14 protein-coding genes are annotated in these 15,546 nt (G+C 68.5%); 7 read left to right on the forward strand and 7 right to left on the reverse strand.

Going from position 1 to position 15,546, the window contains the following annotated elements; genetic code table 11:
* Window positions 1–36: 36 nt before the first annotated feature.
* Window positions 37–1,716: a CocE/NonD family hydrolase gene (locus ABZ911_RS10560; protein WP_358054174.1), complete on the forward strand. Its 1,680-nt coding sequence runs from the start codon at window positions 37–39 to the stop codon at window positions 1,714–1,716.
* Between the two features lie 48 nt (window positions 1,717–1,764).
* A complete protein-coding gene (locus ABZ911_RS10565) occupies window positions 1,765–2,118 on the forward strand; it encodes a hypothetical protein (RefSeq protein WP_358054176.1) in 354 nt (117 codons plus the stop codon).
* Here ABZ911_RS10565 and ABZ911_RS10570 read toward each other — a convergent pair.
* Entirely contained in the window at window positions 2,102–3,133 is a 1,032-nt protein-coding gene (locus tag ABZ911_RS10570; protein WP_358054178.1) for a PP2C family protein-serine/threonine phosphatase, read from the reverse strand. The two genes, ABZ911_RS10565 and ABZ911_RS10570, sit on opposite strands and share 17 nt — an antisense overlap.
* Before the next feature lie 239 nt (window positions 3,134–3,372).
* Entirely contained in the window at window positions 3,373–4,254 is an 882-nt protein-coding gene (locus ABZ911_RS10575) for a hypothetical protein (protein ID WP_358054180.1), read from the reverse strand.
* A gap of 313 nt (window positions 4,255–4,567) precedes the next feature.
* Between ABZ911_RS10575 and ABZ911_RS10580 the strand changes: the two genes are divergently transcribed.
* Complete coding sequence (locus ABZ911_RS10580) at window positions 4,568–5,407, forward strand: SMI1/KNR4 family protein (protein WP_358054181.1); 840 nt, start codon at window positions 4,568–4,570, stop codon at window positions 5,405–5,407.
* Between the two features lie 289 nt (window positions 5,408–5,696).
* Here ABZ911_RS10580 and ABZ911_RS10585 read toward each other — a convergent pair whose 3' ends face one another.
* Window positions 5,697–6,185, reverse strand: coding sequence for a MarR family winged helix-turn-helix transcriptional regulator (locus tag ABZ911_RS10585; protein WP_358054183.1), 489 nt, complete (start codon window positions 6,183–6,185; stop codon window positions 5,697–5,699).
* A 95-nt stretch (window positions 6,186–6,280) separates the two neighbouring features.
* On the opposite strand from ABZ911_RS10585, the gene ABZ911_RS10590 reads away from it, so the two are divergent.
* On the forward strand, window positions 6,281–6,730 hold the full coding sequence (locus ABZ911_RS10590; protein ID WP_358054185.1) for a nuclear transport factor 2 family protein: 450 nt from the start codon (window positions 6,281–6,283) through the stop codon (window positions 6,728–6,730).
* A gap of 69 nt (window positions 6,731–6,799) precedes the next feature.
* Here the strand turns inward: ABZ911_RS10590 and ABZ911_RS10595 are convergent, their stop codons facing one another.
* The gene (locus tag ABZ911_RS10595; protein WP_358054187.1) at window positions 6,800–7,843 is read right to left on the reverse strand and encodes a LysR family transcriptional regulator; all 1,044 of its coding nucleotides are present in this window, start codon (window positions 7,841–7,843) and stop codon (window positions 6,800–6,802) included.
* 119 nt (window positions 7,844–7,962) lie between these two features.
* Here ABZ911_RS10595 and dnaE point away from each other — a divergent pair, with 119 nt between their 5' ends.
* Complete coding sequence (gene dnaE / locus ABZ911_RS10600) at window positions 7,963–11,493, forward strand: DNA polymerase III subunit alpha (RefSeq protein ID WP_358054189.1); 3,531 nt, start codon at window positions 7,963–7,965, stop codon at window positions 11,491–11,493.
* Window positions 11,490–11,813, forward strand: coding sequence for a DUF6300 family protein (locus ABZ911_RS10605; RefSeq protein ID WP_358054191.1), 324 nt, complete (start codon window positions 11,490–11,492; stop codon window positions 11,811–11,813). The genes dnaE and ABZ911_RS10605 overlap by 4 nt, the downstream gene beginning before the upstream one ends.
* 98 nt (window positions 11,814–11,911) lie before the next feature.
* Here ABZ911_RS10605 and ABZ911_RS10610 read toward each other — a convergent pair whose 3' ends face one another.
* Window positions 11,912–13,084 carry an MFS transporter gene (locus ABZ911_RS10610; protein WP_358054193.1) on the reverse strand — a complete coding sequence of 391 codons (1,173 nt, stop codon included), beginning with the start codon at window positions 13,082–13,084 and terminating at the stop codon, window positions 11,912–11,914.
* Between the two features lie 14 nt (window positions 13,085–13,098).
* On the opposite strand from ABZ911_RS10610, the gene ABZ911_RS10615 reads away from it, so the two are divergent.
* Window positions 13,099–13,677, forward strand: a complete 579-nt coding sequence (locus tag ABZ911_RS10615) for an XRE family transcriptional regulator (RefSeq protein ID WP_358054194.1) — start codon at window positions 13,099–13,101, stop codon at window positions 13,675–13,677.
* Between the two features lie 234 nt (window positions 13,678–13,911).
* Here ABZ911_RS10615 and ABZ911_RS10620 read toward each other — a convergent pair whose 3' ends face one another.
* Together ABZ911_RS10620 and ABZ911_RS10625 are read right to left on the reverse strand one after the other, a co-directional pair.
* Window positions 13,912–14,745 (reverse strand): hypothetical protein, encoded by an 834-nt coding sequence (locus ABZ911_RS10620; RefSeq protein ID WP_358054196.1) that lies wholly within the window; start codon window positions 14,743–14,745, stop codon window positions 13,912–13,914.
* Between the two features lie 200 nt (window positions 14,746–14,945).
* Window positions 14,946–15,482 (reverse strand): SigE family RNA polymerase sigma factor, encoded by a 537-nt coding sequence (locus ABZ911_RS10625; RefSeq protein WP_358054500.1) that lies wholly within the window; start codon window positions 15,480–15,482, stop codon window positions 14,946–14,948.
* Window positions 15,483–15,546: the final 64 nt, after the last annotated feature.

A 15,546-nucleotide genomic window follows, 5' to 3' on the forward strand; every position in this document is an offset into this window, starting at 1 on the left:
CCCCTTCCCTACATCCGAGGAGATTTGGTTCCGTCCATGAGCATCGATTCCACTCGCCCCCGCTGGAGCAGCGTCCCCGCACCGGTCGACGCACGCGCCGACGCCACGATGCTGCGCCTGCGTGACGGTGTGCGCCTGGCCACAGACGTCTACCTGCCCGAGTCCAACCGGCAGAACCTGCCGACCGTGCTGGTGCGCCTGCCGTACGACAAGTGTGGGCGCTATACCTTCATGCCGGAGATCGCCGCCTACCTCACCGCTCACGGTTTCGCGGTCGTGGCTCAGGACGTCCGCGGAAAGTTCCGTTCCGAGGGTGAGCGCTTTCCTTTTGTGAACGAGGCCGCCGACGGCTACGAGACGATCGAGTGGATCGTGGCGCAGCCATGGAGCGACGGCACGGTGGGCATGCTGGGAGACTCCTATTACGGCTTCACCCAGTGGGCCGCGGTGTCCAGTGGCCACTCCGCGTTGCGTGCGATCGTGCCGCGCGTCACCGGCTCGCGATTCATGGACATGTTCTCGCCCGATGTCGTGCCCAAGCTTCCGCTTTACGAGTGGGTCCTGCACACCTTCACGACGGAAGGGATGCTCGACGGGCCCGTCCTACCGGCCAAGCCGCTGGCGGGGCTTCACCCGCTCCCCGAGTACGCGGCTCACATGGGCACGCTCCTCGGAGATCTCGTCCGCGCCTGCGGCGACAGCTCACTGTTGCGGCGCGCGTTTCCCACCGGGTCTCCCGCCCCGGTCATGAAGCTCCCCGCGCTCCACATGGGTGGTTGGTGGGACAACCTCCAGCGGAGCCAGCTCGACGACTGGCGCTGGGTCGGCTCGTCGCCGGCCGCGGCGCACCAGTTCCTTCGCATGAACGCGACGGATCACGAAGACTTCGAGCTGCGCGAGGACGGCGCCCCCATCGAGGACCACGAGGTCGACGACGACGCGCTCGTGCGCTACCTGCCCAGGATGCTCGACGAACCCATCCGGTTCCTGGACCACTATCTGTCGGGCCGTCCAGGCCCGTGGCGGGCTCCGCGGGTCCGGTACCGGGTCGCGAACTCCGGATGGCAGATCGCCGACCGCTGGCCGGGCGGGGACGTCGATCTGGTCGAGCTGCACCTGACGGAAGGGGAGCGCGCGCTGTCCGGAGCGGACGGCGGTTCGCTCCGCAACCGGCCGGGCGGCACAGGCACGCGCGTCTCGTGGACCCACGACCCCCAGAACCCGGTTCCCTACCTGGTCGACGTCGAGTGGAGCCAGCTCTCCGGGCTTCCGGACGAGCAGGTCGTCCATTCGCGCGATGACGTGGCGACCTTCACCGGGGAGGCGCAGAACACCCCGTTCGACATCGTGGGGCCGGTGGAGGTCGCGCTGACGGTGGACAGCGCCGCATCGTCCACCCACGTGATCGTGCGGTTGCTCGACGTCTTCCCCTCCGGGCGGGCACGCATGGTGCTGGAGGGCGCGGAGATCGCGTCCACCGCCGTTGGTCCGGCCCGAGTACGCGTGCGCCTCGGCGACACCGCCTACCGGGTCCGCCCCGGGCATCGCCTGCGCCTGGCGATCAGCAGCTCCTGCTTCCCGCTCTATCTCGTGCACCCTGGCAATGACGAAGATCCATGGCACGCGTCGTCGTCCCGGCCGGCGAGGCAGACTCTGCACCTCGGCGGGTCGGACGGCGCGACGCTTCGGCTCCCGATCAGAAGGCGGATCGGATGATCGAGGATTCCCCTGCCTCCACCACCCTGCGACAAGGAGTGTGATCAAGTGACCGATCTGGCCTATCTGTCCGCGACTGAGGCTCTGCGGTTGTTCCGGTCTCGACAGTTGTCTCCCGTTGAGTTGATGAACGCCGTCGTTGAGCGTGCCGAGGCCGTCGAGCCCGCGGTCAACGCGCTCAGCGAACGCACCTTCGAAGAGGCGCTCGTAGGCCGAGGCCATCGCGGCACCGGGCTGTGGCATCGCGTCGAGCCGCACCACAAACAGGCGCCGGCACCTCGACGGCTGCGCGCGTGCCGTACGGCGTGGAGGCAAGTCGGCCCTGTTGCGCCGCCACCTGCTCGGGCTCGGCCAGGGTGGGTGGCTTATCGACAGGTCGGCAAGGTCACCGGCGCAGGGTGAGGACGGCGATGTCGTCGGGCGGAGCGGCTCCGGTGAAGTTGTGCAGGTCGGTGCTCAGAGTCTCGGCGAGCTGGATCGAGGGGATGCGGGCCCATGCGCGCAGGCGCTCCTCCAGAGGGTAGAAGGAGCCTGCCGGGTCGCGGGCCTCGGTGACGCCGTCGGTGCACAGCAGGACGGTCGCCCCGGGCGGGAAGGCGAACCACGCGCCACGTCGCGCCTCGGTGGTCAGTCCGGCCAGGCCGAGGGGTACGGCGGGCTCCCCGAGGGGCACCTGCCCGGCGCGGCCGTCGTGGACGAGGTACGGCGCGATGTGCCCGCAGTTGACGGCTTCGACCTGCTCCGGGCCGATGTCGAGCACGAGGGCGGTGACGAAGCGCTCGGGCTCGCCGGTCTCCACGGCGAACGCGTTGTGCCTGAGCACGGCGTTCTCCAGCGCGTTCACCACGTCGACGAGCGTGGTCTCCCGATAGGCCGCCTCCCTGAACGCGCTCAGGACGGCGAACGCGGTCCCGATCGCGGACAGTCCTTTGCCCTGTACGTCCGCGATCAGCACCCTGGTTCTGTCCCGGCGGGCGATCACCTCGTACATGTCGCCGCCGACCATGGTGTCCTCCTCGACCGGCTGGTACATGCCGTCCACGGCGACCTGCCCGGTGCGCAGCGGCAGCGGGCGAAGGATCTGGCGCTGCAGTGCGGCCGCCGCCGAACGCAACCGGTCGATCTCCTGCTCGCGCCCCACCCGGTACCGGCATCCGAGCACGCTCAGCACGCCGAACACGGCCGTGAACCCGGTCGCGACGAGATTGGCGCCGAGGTCGCCGCCCAGAGAGGCCACGGACGCGGTCACCACCAAGACCACCCACACGGACGCGAGGGCCGTCTGCTGGACCGTGCCCAACCCCGAGACGATCGACGGCAGGAAGACCAGCAACGGCACCAGCCGCAACGCCGTACCCGTGAACGCCCCGAGGCCGACCACCACCACGGTGACGCCGACAAGCCCCGCCACGAACATCCCCGTCGAAAGAGAAGCCTGTCGGCGCCGCTGCCGCTCATCACCCCACATAACTCCCACCACCCCCGGTACCCACCTTCTACCAGCGCGTTCCCCGCTCCCGGCCCCCGGACACGACCCCTTGGTCCCTCCTTGTCCCCATGCCGCCGCACCGGACGAGCACCACGCCCGTTCCGAGGCCTACGCTGACCTCATCAAACCGACCCCCGTGCAGGGTGTCGCCTCGCGGCGCTAATGGTCTATAGAAGGGGAAGATCGCGGGCGAGCCTGTCGCAGCGCCCGACAAGGTCGTGGACCGCCTGATTCAGTAGGTAGCGGGCGGTATGGTCCTCGGCTGCCCGCTGAAAGGCTTCGTGCAGTGAGTCCAGCGATTCACCCAGTTCCTCAGCGCCATGCGCAAGCCTCAGGTTGCTTTCCTGCTGTCTGATACGTGAGATCCACGGTTCGTGATCGCTCCGGCTTGAAACCGTGCTGCCGCCGACGTGGAAGGGTCGTCCCAGCAGGCTCAAGTCATCGCTGGCCCGTTGAACACGTTGGAGCTGGTCGGCGATAGGCCAGTTGATCCCCTGCAGAATGAGGCGTCCGCGCACGTCTCGGTCGAGTTGCAGACAGACCGTGTTGAGCTCCCTCACCGCTTCCAGCACGTCGTGCCAGCGTCCGAAATTGTCCTCCCATGTCTCCACCACCAAGCTGCAGAGGCCGGCCAGCCTGGAGGCCAACTCCTCTATGCCTTGGTGTTCAAGGTCCTGCCTGCGTGCTGGGGCCGCGAGATTGAGCGCGCGGTCTATGTGTTCCCGCACTGGTTCACGAAGAGAGAGTTCGCCGGCACCCAGGTACGGGGTCGAAATGTTCTGCAGCTTCTCCCCTTGCACGGCAAGGCGCAGGACAAGGAGACGAGCGTCCGCCAGGGTCGCGCGGCGTGCAGCCTGGCTCGCCTGCTGACGGGCCAGCTCCTGGAGCACCAGCACTGCGAAGGGGACGGCGAAGCAGAAGCCGGTCAAGGCCGTGATCATGTTCGTCAGAAAGGGAATACCCGTCCAGACTCCAGCGACATCGCCGACGGTCCCCAACCCGAACAGGATGCCACCAGCGATCCACAAGGCCACGATGACCCTACGCATGGACGCGCTGGCTAGACCCCAAACCCCCCTGAACCATCGGAGAATGACGCCCACCGTCCCTCCCCTCCCGCCCGTTCCGCGCAAGCAACGACCCAGGTTGATATCGGCCCCTCATAGCAGGCGTTACCGGGCAGGTGGGACGACTCAGCGCAGATATCGGCCTGGTAGGCGTCGGTACACTCCTTGAACTTCTCGGTGATCCAGGCCGGCTGGCCGACCGGGGAGTCGTGCAGGCTGTAGGCCGGGTGGGTGCGGCCGGGTGGGTGCGGCCGGGTGGGCTTTCGGCCGCGTTGGCTCGCTATTGTTGCGGGCCGTGACGACGATTGATGAATTGATCCGCCTCGTGCCGCCGCCCACGGAACCGGTCGATGCGCAAGGCGACTGGCGGGAGGTCGAGGCCGCCCTCGGGCTTGGGCTGCCCACTGACTTCAAGACGCTCATCGAGCGATATGGGCGCGGCCAGTTCGTTGACCTCATCACGCCGCTGACTCCGTTCGGCGCTCACGACCTGCTGATCCAGAGCGCTCGGCGACTGCTGGACAGAGAGCGGCCTTTCCGTGAGAAGTATCCCGACGAATGCCCTTACCTGTTCTATCCGGAGCCAGGTGGTCTGCTGGAGTGGGCCGGCACCGACAATGGTGACTCGCTCTGCTGGCTGACCGAGGGAGAACCGGACGGTTGGAGCGTCGTGGTCTGGAATCCGCGCAGCGTCGCCTACGACGCGCATGACGTCGGCGCGGTGGAATTCCTCCACGGCTGGTTGAGCGGGCGAATCACCACGCCGATACTGCCCGACGAGGTCGAGATCTCGCCGTGGTTCGAGCCGTTTCGCGAGCGTGAGCATGTCTACATCAGGCTGTCGGAGGGCGAGTTGCCCTACCATGAACGACTGTTGATCCTGCGCGATGCGCTCGCGCCCACGGCGGACCGAGGCTGCTACAGCGACGAGGACGACGAGCGGCAGGACCACTTCGCCGCCACGGACCTCGGCTGGTCGCTGACCTACGAGACGGTCTACGACCACCAGATCCGGGTCGCCTTCCCGCCTGAGGACGAAGAGCGGGCTCGCGTCACCCTGTTCGATGCGGCCCGCCGCATGGGCTGCCAGGTGTTGTCGACGACGACGCGCCTCGGAGAGCCTGTCTGGACCTAGCGATGGGGAGGGCCGATCGGCAGGTGGTGGCTGTTTGGCCTTCCTGTTCAGGGCCGCTCGCGGATAGCGCAGGCTGAGCGGTAGGGCAGGCGGGGGGTGGAGGTAGTCGCCCCACACGCAGCCGCTCGGATGGGTGGTGCGGTGACGGCAGACCAGGCCGCGCTGGTTTCCGGATCGTGGTCGACGAAGACGCCGAGCGCGCCGTGGTACGGCGCCTCCAGGGCGTAGATGAAAGCGCTGAAGGTCGGCACCAGCTTGGTTCAGGACGCAAAAGGCAAGTCGCAGCCGGTCAGCTCGGCGGACGTTGGAGAAGCGACCGGTCCGGGGTCGAGGCGAGCTGGTGGTCGACGATGCGCGAGAGAAGCCCGACGAGCTGCTCGCGTTCGGCCGTGGTCAGTGACGTGAGAAGTTCGTCTTGGACGTCGGCGAGGAGCCGGTCGAGCGACTTCAGGTGCCGGGTCCCCGCCGGTGTGACGGTGACGATGTTGCGGCGCCGGTCGGTGGGGTCGGGGCGGCGTTCGACCAGCTCACGTTCCGATAGCTCGTTCACGGTCGCCACGATGTCGCTCCGGTCGATCCCGGTACGACGCCCCAGGGCGGCTTGGCTGGCGGGCCCGAACTCCTCCAGTGCGGCCAGCAGCGCGTAGTGGTACCGGCGTGATCCGGTGGCGGCGAGCGCCTGGTCGACGAGCCGGTTGGCCGACGTCGCGACGTGGTTGATCAACCGGCTCGGTAGGGCGCGCAGCCTGTTCGGGACCGTGCCCTCAGCGTTCTCCACGCAAGCAAACCTACCAACTCCGTTGGCGCAACCAATAATCTCCCCTATATAGTTGGCTCAGCCAACATTGGTTCGACCAACAACATGGAGGATTGATGAGTGTGACAGATGACCGCGGGGACATCACCCAGCTGATCTACCGGCTCTACGCCTGCATGGATGAGGGGCGGCTCGACGACCTGCGGTCGGTGTTCTCGGACGAGGCCACCGCCCGGACTCCCGGCGGCGTAGCGGAAGGGCGGGACGCCGTGATCGCCCAGGCGTCGCGCAACCACTCAGCCGAGGAACGAATCCAGCACTTCGTCCACAACGTCCTCATCGACGTGGACGGCGATTACGCCGGCGTACGAGCGGACGTGATCGTGACCTTCAGCGACGAGGCCGCGCCGGAGGGACGACTCGCCCCGGAACCCCGGTTCACGCTCAGCACGCGCTTTCGTTACGAGGTGACCCGCTCACCACAGGGATGGCGCCTGTCGCGCCTCGATGCCACCCCCGTATGGGCAAGCGACAAGCAGCCCCAAACCGTCCCGGCCGGGCGGTGACCGCTGTCATGACCCCGGAGCCAAGCCCGGCTGTGAAGCCACAGAGGGGCATGCCGTAAGGAGTGATCTTCAGGATGGCGGGGTGGGCGGTGCCGCGCGGGGCGCGGCGGTGTAATCGTCGTGGGCTCGGCCGCCCGCCTTGGTCTCCGCCCGGGATGCCGGCCTGGGATCCATGGTGAAGGCGGCACGGTCGGGGGGCGGCAGCCATTGGCGGCTCGGGTCGAACGGCCGGAAGGTGCTCTCGATGAAGCGGGCAAGCCGGGCCAGCACCGGATGATGGTTCTGCCGGTGGTAGATCAGCGAACACGGGTACATGGGCGCGGGGTCGATCACCGGGATCTGGACGGTACGCGGGTGGCCGGGCAGGCGGCACCACTCGCCCACGAGCCCGACGCGTGCACCCGAGCCGATCTCCTCCACGAAGTACTCCCAGCCGAAGTCGGGACCGGAGGTGTCGATCCGGATGTCGAAGGCGGCGCCGAAGAGGTCCCAGAAATCGGCCCACTCGCTGCCGGCGGCGTTGCCGGGCATCCACACGGTCATCCCGGACAGCCGCGCCGTCTCCACCTGGGGCAGGCCGGCCAGGGGGTGGTCGCGCCCCACCAGCAGGTGTACCTGCTCCAGGTAGGCCGGTATGGACAGCAGGTCGTCCTCCAGTGGTCCGCCGGCCCGGGCGAAGGCGGCGTCGACGGACCCGTGGGCGAGGGCGCCGCGCGTGGACCTGAGCCCGTTGGAGGTGATGATGTCGATCTCCACGTCCTCGACGGTCTGGTGGAACGCCCGGATCACATCGATGGAGGCCAGCCGGGTGTCCAGGACGTCGACGCGCAGTGACCGGCGCCGGCCGTGCAGCATCTCTAGCGCCTGGTCGGCGATGCTGACCAGGGCGCGCGCGTGGTGGAGGAACGCCCCGCCGTCCTTGGTGAGCTCGGCCCCGGTGCGCGTACGGGAGAGCAACCGCACGCCGAGGTCGGACTCCAGCTTCGCGATCCGCTTGGAGACGGCCTGCTGGGTGATGCCGAGCGTGGTCGCGGCCTCGCTGAAGTAGCGGTCCTCGGTGACGGCGACGAAGGCCCGGACCGTGGCGAGGTCCAGGTCGGTCGGTTGTACCACTGTTGGTTGTGGATGGTCGGCGTGTCGATTGTTGGACAACCGGTCCTGCCCTCAGGTCGAATGCTCGGGTTCGCGGTCGAGCCTACAAGCAGGGGGCGTGGTTTCCGGTGGGATCCTTCGTGCATCTTCATGTGCACACCGAGTACAGCATGCTCGACGGGGCGGCCAAGGTCGGCCTGCTGATGGACGAGGTGGCACGGCTGGGCATGCCGGCCGTGGCGATGAGCGACCACGGCAACGTACATGGGGCGTACGAGTTCTACCAGTCGGCACGCAAGGCGGGGATCAAGCCGATCATCGGCATCGAGAGTTACGTCGCTCCCGCCTCGCGGCACCATCGCAAGCCGGTGTTCTACAGCGACAACCTCTCGTTGCGCCGCTCCGACGACGAAACCGGCGAGGGCGGGGACGTCTCCGGGCGCGGCCTGTACACGCACATGACGATGTGGGCGGCGAACGCCCAGGGCCTGCGCAATCTCTTCCGCCTGCAGTCCCGGGCCTGGCTGGAAGGGCATGTCCAGAAATATCCGCGCATGGATGATGAGCTGCTCGCCGAACACGGCCAGGGAATCATCGCCACGACCGGCTGCCCCTCCGGCGAGGTGCAGACCAGGCTCCGGCTCGGCCAGTACGCCGAGGCCGTCGAGGCGGCCGCCCGCTATCGCGACATCTTCGGCGAGGACAACTACTTCCTGGAGCTGATGGACCACGGCCTCGCCATCGAGCGCCGGGTCCGCGACGACCTCTTGGACCTCGGCAAGAAGCTCGCGCTGGCCCCCCTGGCCACCAACGACTCCCACTACGTCACCGAGGACCAGGCCCAGGCGCACGACGCGCTGCTGTGCGTCGGCACCGGCAAGCGGCTCGCCGACACCGATCGCTTCCGTTTCGGCGGCAGCGGCTACTACATCAAGTCCGCTGAGGAGATGCGCGCGCTGTGGGACGCCGAGGTTCCCGGCGCCACCGACAACACGCTGCTGGTGGCCGAGCGCGTCGGCGACTACGGCGAGGTGTTCGCCCACCGGGACCTGACGCCGCGCTTCCCCGTGCCCGAGGGCGAGAGCGAGTCCAGCTGGCTGCGGAAGGAGACGCTGCAGGGGGCGCGCCGCCGTTACGGCGTACACCCGCCCCAGGAGACGCTGGACCGCATCGACTACGAGCTGTCGGTCATCGACGCCATGGGCTTTCCCGGCTACTTCCTGGTGGTCGCCGACATCTGCCGGTACGCCCGGGAGAGCGGTATCGGCCTGGGCCCCGGCCGCGGCTCCGCCACCGGCTCGATCGTCGCCTACTGCACGGGCATCACCCAACTGGACCCGATCGAGCACAAGCTGATCTTCGAGCGCTTCCTCAACCCCGAACGCGTCACCATGCCGGACGTCGACCTCGACTTCGACGACCGGCGGCGGGAGGAGATGATCGACTACGTCACCCGCAAGTACGGCGAGGACCGGGTCTGCCAGATCGTCACGTTCGGCACCATCAAGGCCAAGGCCGCCATCAAGGACTCCTGCCGGGTGCTGGGCCTGCCGTACGCCCTGGGGGACCGGATCACCAAGGCGTTCCCGGCGGCGGACGGCGGCAAGGAGATCCCGCTGGCCGCCATCCACGACACCCGCCACCCCCGCCACGGCGAGGCGAGCGAGCTGCGCCAGATGTACGAGCTCGACCCCGACGTCAAACGGGTGATCGACACCGCGGCCGGTCTCGAGGGCCTCACCCGGGGCACCGGCGTCCACGCCGCGGGCGTCATCCTGTCGAGCGAACCCCTGGTCGACGTGATCCCCCTGGTCAAGCCCAAGGCGGCCGGACCGGTCATCACCGGCTTCCCGTTCACGCAGGCCGAGGAGATGGGCCTGCTGAAGATGGACTTCCTCGGCCTGCGCAACCTCACCGTCATCGGCGACGCGATCGCGAACGTCCACGCCAACAAGGGCGTCGACATCGACATCCTGGAGATCCCGCTCGACGACGCGACGACGTACGAACTGCTGGCGCGCGGCGACACGCTCGGGGTCTTCCAACTGGACAGTGGCGGCATGCGGGTCCTGCTGAGGCTCATGCGGCCCACCACGTTCACCGACATCGCCGCGGTGAACGCGCTGTACCGGCCCGGCCCGATGGAGATGAACGCGCACACCAACTACGCGCTGCGCAAGACCGGCAGGCAGTCGGTCGAGCCGATTCACCCCGAGCTGGAGCAGGCACTGGAGCCCATCCTGGGCGACACCTACCATCTGGTCGTCTTCCAGGAGCAGGTCATGGCCATCGCCCAGCAGCTCGCCGGGTACTCTCTCGGCGCCGCCGACATGCTGCGTCGGGCCATGGGCAAGAAGAAGAAAGAGGTCCTGGACGCCGAATGGGACCGCTTCTCCACGGGCATGCGCGGCCGCGGCTTCTCCGGCGAGGCGATCAAAGCCGTCTGGGACGTCCTGGTGCCCTTCAGCGGGTACGGCTTCAACAAGTCCCACACCGCCGGCTACGGCCTGGTGTCGTACTGGACCGCCTACCTCAAGGCCAACCACCCCTGCGAGTACCTGGCCGCGCTGCTCACCTCCGTCGGCGACGACAAGGACAAGATCGCCGTCTACCTGGCCGACTGCCGTCGCCTGGGCATCAAGGTGCTGCCCCCGGACGTCAACGCCAGCCGCCTGGACTTCGCCGCGGTCGACTCCGACATCCGCTTCGGCCTGGGAGCCGTCCGCAATGTCGGCGCCGGCGTCGTGGACGCGATCGTCACCACCAGGGAAGCCAAGGGCCACTACACCGATTTCAATGACTTCCTCACCAAGGTCCCCTCCATCGTCTGCAACAAGCGCGTCATCGAGTCGTTGGCCAAGGCGGGTGCCTTCGACAGCCTGGGGCACCACCGCAAGGCCCTGATCACCGTGCACGAGCAGGCAGTCGACGCGGTCATCGACCTCAAACGCAACGAGGCGCACGGCCAGGACTCGCTGTTCGGCGAGCCGGGCGCGAGCGGCGCCTTCTCGATCGCGATCCCGCAGGGGGAGTGGGACACCGCCACCCTGCTCGCCTTCGAGCGCGAGATGCTCGGCCTGTACGTCTCCAGCCACCCGCTCGACGGCGCCGAACGCGTCCTGGACGCCAACCGCGACACCACCATCGCCGACCTGCTCGCCTCGGGACGACAGGAGGGAGTGACCCGGATCAGCGGCATCGTCTCCGCTCTGCAACGCAAGATCACCAAGCAGGGCAACCCGTGGTCGATCGTCACCCTCGAAGACCACGACGCCGCCGTGGAGTGCCTGATCTTCCCCAAGACCTACACCCTGTACGGCGAAGCGCTGGCCGAGGACCGCGTGATCTCCGTGCGGGGGCGGATCAACGTGCGCGACGAGACGTTGAGCATCTACGGCGAGGACATCACCCTCCTCGACGTCTCCCGGGCGAACACCGAGCCTCCCGTAGTGATCTCGATCCAGGAGACCCAGCTGAACCTGCGACTCGTCCAGGAGCTCAGACACATCCTGACCACCCACCCTGGTCAGGCACCCGTACACCTGCGCTTGCACCGCCACGGCGCCAAGAGCTTGCTGCTGGACCTCCAGCCCTTCCAGGTCACTCCGGAACCGGCCTTCTACGGCGACGTCAAAGCACTGCTCGGCGCCAACGCGATCGGCCAAGCGTGATCCCCGACCGGGCGTGTCCCCGATGCCGCACCGACAACATCCTGGCGATCCTGCGCCGACCCCACACCTGGACGAACGCATCAGGAATCCAGATCCAGGGCGTGGATGAAGTCCTCCTGTGCGCTCGCTGCGACGCGCACGACCCCATCGCCGGCCCGATCACCGCGTACTTCGCCGTCCACGGGTCCGCGCGACCAGAGAGCCTGGCCCAACTCGCGCGGCACCTGCTCCACTGGATCGATCAGGCACGAGCACCGAAGCTCCCGGACGAGAACACACTGACTGCCGAGGCCGAAGCCTGGTACCGCGGCGAACTGTGACCGGGTCAGCGTGACCATGCGCTGGCTGATGCCGGTCATGGACCGTTCGAGCTCGGTGAATCGCACCGGGCCGTGACCGAAGCTCGTGGTCATACACCTCAGTCCGGCTGTCCCGGTCCGGGCAGGCGAAGGGCCAAGGTGGCCGCCCCGGCGAGCACGAACAGGACGGCCAGCAGCCCCCAGGCCGGGCCCCCGGCGACCTGGAGCAACCCGGTGACCAGGACAGGGCCGAGTACATAACGGGAGAAGGATCGCCCCATGCCGAAGGCGCTGAGGTATTCGGCACGCCGCTCGCCGGGCGCCAGAGCATAGGACAGGGTCCAGGCCGCGGCGACGGCGACGAGTTCGCCGAAGGAGAGCAGCACGACCGCGGGCAGGAACCATCCGGCCCAGAAGGCCAGGCAGGACACGGCCAGCAGGAGCGCTCCGGCGGCTTGCCAGCGACGGGCGGCGGCAGGGTCGCGTACCAGGCGCGCGGCGGGCACCTGAAGCAGCACACATAAGACGGTGTTGACCGTGTACAGGGGGCCGAGCCAGGTGCGTAAGTGGGGGTCGTGGGCGATGAGCCACAGCGGGAAGCCGAGATTGAGCAGCGGCAGCCATAGTTGCAGGACGGTGTCGACGCCGGCCAACGCCAGCAGTCGCCTGTCGCGCAATGGGCCACGCCGAGCGGGTACGGCCGGCCCTGCCGGATGAGGGCCGGGACGGGGGCGGGCGGTGAGGGTGGCCAGCAGCAGGGCGACGGCCACATAGGCGGCGGCGTTGGCCAGCAGGACGAGTTGGTAGGCGGCCCGCCCGCCGGAGGCGGTGAGCAGGCCGCCGAGGGGGCCGCCGATGCTGATGGCGAGGTTGGCGGCGGTGCGGTACAGGGCCATGACGCGTTCTCGGCGGCCGGCTCCGGCCAGGTCGGCGACCAGAGCCTGGGTGAGGGAGGCGATCGCCTGGTCGGCGACGGTGACGACGGTGACGGCGGCCAGGAAGCTCCACCAGCCTCCGACCAGGGCGTAGGCGGCGGTTCCCGCGGCGCGCAGCAGGTGGAGCAGGATCAGGACGCGGCTCGGGCCGGCGCGGTCCGCCAGGCGACCCAGGAAGGGGGCGGCGGCCAGCGCGAGGACGCCGGCGATGCCGAGGCCGAGGCCGACCTGGGCGGACGCCAGGCCGACGAGCTGGGTGAAGTAGACGGCGGAGAAGGCCAGGAAGAGCCCGGCACCGAGGTAGTCGACGAACCCGGCGGCGAGCAGGCGACGTACAGGATATTGTGCCTTTAACACAGTATTATGGTCTCATGATGCAAGAGGACTTGGGGCGGACGCTGGCGGCCAATGTGCGCGCCGCACGGCAGGCGCTGGGCTGGCGACTGGAGGACCTGGCGGCGCGCTCGGGTGTCAGCCGCAACATGCTGCAACAGATCGAGACCGCCCGGACCAATCCGAGTGTGGCCACGCTCGCGCGGGTGGCGGCGACGCTGGGGGTGTCCATCGGCGTGCTGGTCGAACCACCCGAGGAACTGGGGTACGTGGCGCGGGCCTCCGAGACCCTGGCCCGCCCGGCCGGGCGCGACAGCGTGGCGCGACTGCTGGTCAACGACGGACAGGCGCCCTTCGTGGAGGTATGGGACTTCACCATCGCCGGGCACGACGAGATCCGCTCGGCCGGGCACCCGCAGGGCACCCGGGAACTGTTGCACCTGCACCAGGGCGCGCTGGAGGTGAGCGTGGGCGGGGCGACGTTCACCCTGGCCGAGGGGGACGCGCTACGAATGCGCGGCGACCGCCCGCACGCCTACCGCAACCCGGCCGCCGCCCCGGCCCGGCTGAGCATGACGGTGGTCTACTCCGGTGCCCAGGATCCCCGCTATGCGTGACCATCCCTATTCCACGACACACCCCATGCCGTGGTTGCCGGCGCTGCAGACCGGCCCCCCGCAATGTGAGCTGCTCGCTCATCGGGGACGCATGCTTCGAGTCAGAACCGGAGCAAGGCGGCCCGACCTCCTCGACTCTCGACGTGCCGAGATGGAGCTCGACTTCTGAATCAGGCCCTGGCAGGCCAGGTGGCCTGACCTGCCAGTTCGGCCGTGAGGTGGCGTGGGTCGCCTCTACTTGGTCTCTTCCCAGAACCCTGCCGACCAGCGGACGGGACGATTGCCCACCGGCCCCGCCATGGAGAAGCGGATGGTGAGTTCGGCGTCCTTCCCCGGTGGGATCTTGGTGCCGGCCATGGCCATCGGATAGGAACCCTTCTCCCAGACCCCGCAGTCGCCGCCGACGCCGGTGGCTCGCCCGTTGAGCAGGACCGTGACCTTCAGGCGTCGAGCCAGGGAGCCCGTGCAGAGCTGGTCGGTGCCGATCACCTGGCCGCCGCGTACCCGCACAGTCGCGACGGAGTCGTCGGGCCACACGCCGGTCTTAACCTCAAGAGCCCGATATCCCTTGACCGGAGGGAACGCCTTGACGGCGGGCGGCTCGATCGGGGAGTCCGGCGGCGTCCACTCGTAGACGCCCAAGGTCCAGACCCCGTTCTTGGGGACAGTGGGCTCGCACGGCCCGTCCTTCCTGGACCTCACGCACGACGTCCCGTGCGTGGTGGCGTCGAACAGCACGGTGACTCTCCCGGGCTCCTTCGGCAACGGCAGGGCGATGAGCTGCATGTTCTTCACACACGGGCCGATCCGTGCGCCGGGGAGCATGCGGTTGCCGACCTTGATCTGCGGAACGGGTGCGTTTCGGTCACCCCTGCAGGACACGGCGATGTCCAGAGGCTTGTCGTTGATCGCCACCGTCAGCGTGACCTTCTTGCGGCGCGCCGTGTCGAGCGTGGTCTTGGCCAAGCGCCGGTACAGCACGCCGTCCTCGGCCGTGAACCGCTCCGGCAGGCCCGTGGCGGGCGAGGCGGTGGCGGACGCCGAGCCGGTCACCTTCGGCACCGCCACCGTCTGCGTCTGATCCTGAGATATCGCGAAAAAGCCGGACAAGGCCATTACGGCCACCGCCAGCGTGGTTGCTCCCGCCATCATCATCCTTCTGTGTCTGAGGCGCCGTATACGCGCCTCCACCTGTGCCTGACGTACCGGGTTGTGGGGAGGGGGTCCGTCGCCGCGCTCTCGCAGCAGATCGCGCAGATCCTGGGTGCTCACCACGCCACCTCCGTCACGATCGACTCGTCCACCCGCAACTTGGCCAGCGCCTTGGCCGTCTGACTCTTGACTGTGCCGGGCCCGCAGCCCAGCAGTTCGGCCACCTCCGCGACCGGGAGGTCCTCGTAGAAACGCAGCACCACGACCGCGCGCTGGCGGGCAGGCAGCCTGCCCACCGCGCGCCAGAGCGCCTCGCGCTCGCCGATCTGGCCGGTGGCGTCGGCCGTGTGCCCCTCGGGCAGGTCGTCGATCGGCAACTCCCACCGCCACCTGCGCCGCCACCAGGACGTGTAGGTGGTCACCAGGACCCTGCGGACGTACGCCTCCGGCTCGTCCACGCGCGACCAGGCGAACCACGACTTGGCCAGGGCCTCCTGTAGGAGGTCCTCGGCCGCCGCCCAGTCACGCGTCAGCAGGTACGCGGTGCGTAACAACCGATCGGACCGTGTCGCCACGAATTCCCGATATTCCGCCCGATCCGCCACGTACCGCCTCCTGGCCGACAACCTTCCGCTGTAGTGACGCATCGTCATGCCGCCCCGGTTGCCCCCGAGCACGACGCATTTCACGGCGCTCCCGGAACGGCCGGCCCGGCCG

Origin of the sequence: Nonomuraea sp. NPDC046570, from assembly GCF_040645915.1 — a bacterium.
Taxonomy (GTDB): domain Bacteria; phylum Actinomycetota; class Actinomycetes; order Streptosporangiales; family Streptosporangiaceae; genus Nonomuraea.

What these genes read in the sequence shown, in the direction of transcription:
- ABZ911_RS10560 (WP_358054174.1), top strand. Translation starts at nt 37, where the DNA reads ATGAGCATCGATTCCACTCGCCCCCGCTGGAGCAGCGTCCCCGCACCG.
- ABZ911_RS10570 (WP_358054178.1), bottom strand. Translation starts at nt 3,133, where the DNA reads ATGTTCGTGGCGGGGCTTGTCGGCGTCACCGTGGTGGTGGTCGGCCTC.
- ABZ911_RS10575 (WP_358054180.1), bottom strand. Translation starts at nt 4,254, where the DNA reads ATGCGTAGGGTCATCGTGGCCTTGTGGATCGCTGGTGGCATCCTGTTC.
- ABZ911_RS10590 (WP_358054185.1), top strand. Translation starts at nt 6,281, where the DNA reads ATGAGTGTGACAGATGACCGCGGGGACATCACCCAGCTGATCTACCGG.
- ABZ911_RS10615 (WP_358054194.1), top strand. Translation starts at nt 13,099, where the DNA reads ATGATGCAAGAGGACTTGGGGCGGACGCTGGCGGCCAATGTGCGCGCC.
- ABZ911_RS10625 (WP_358054500.1), bottom strand. Translation starts at nt 15,482, where the DNA reads ATGACGATGCGTCACTACAGCGGAAGGTTGTCGGCCAGGAGGCGGTAC.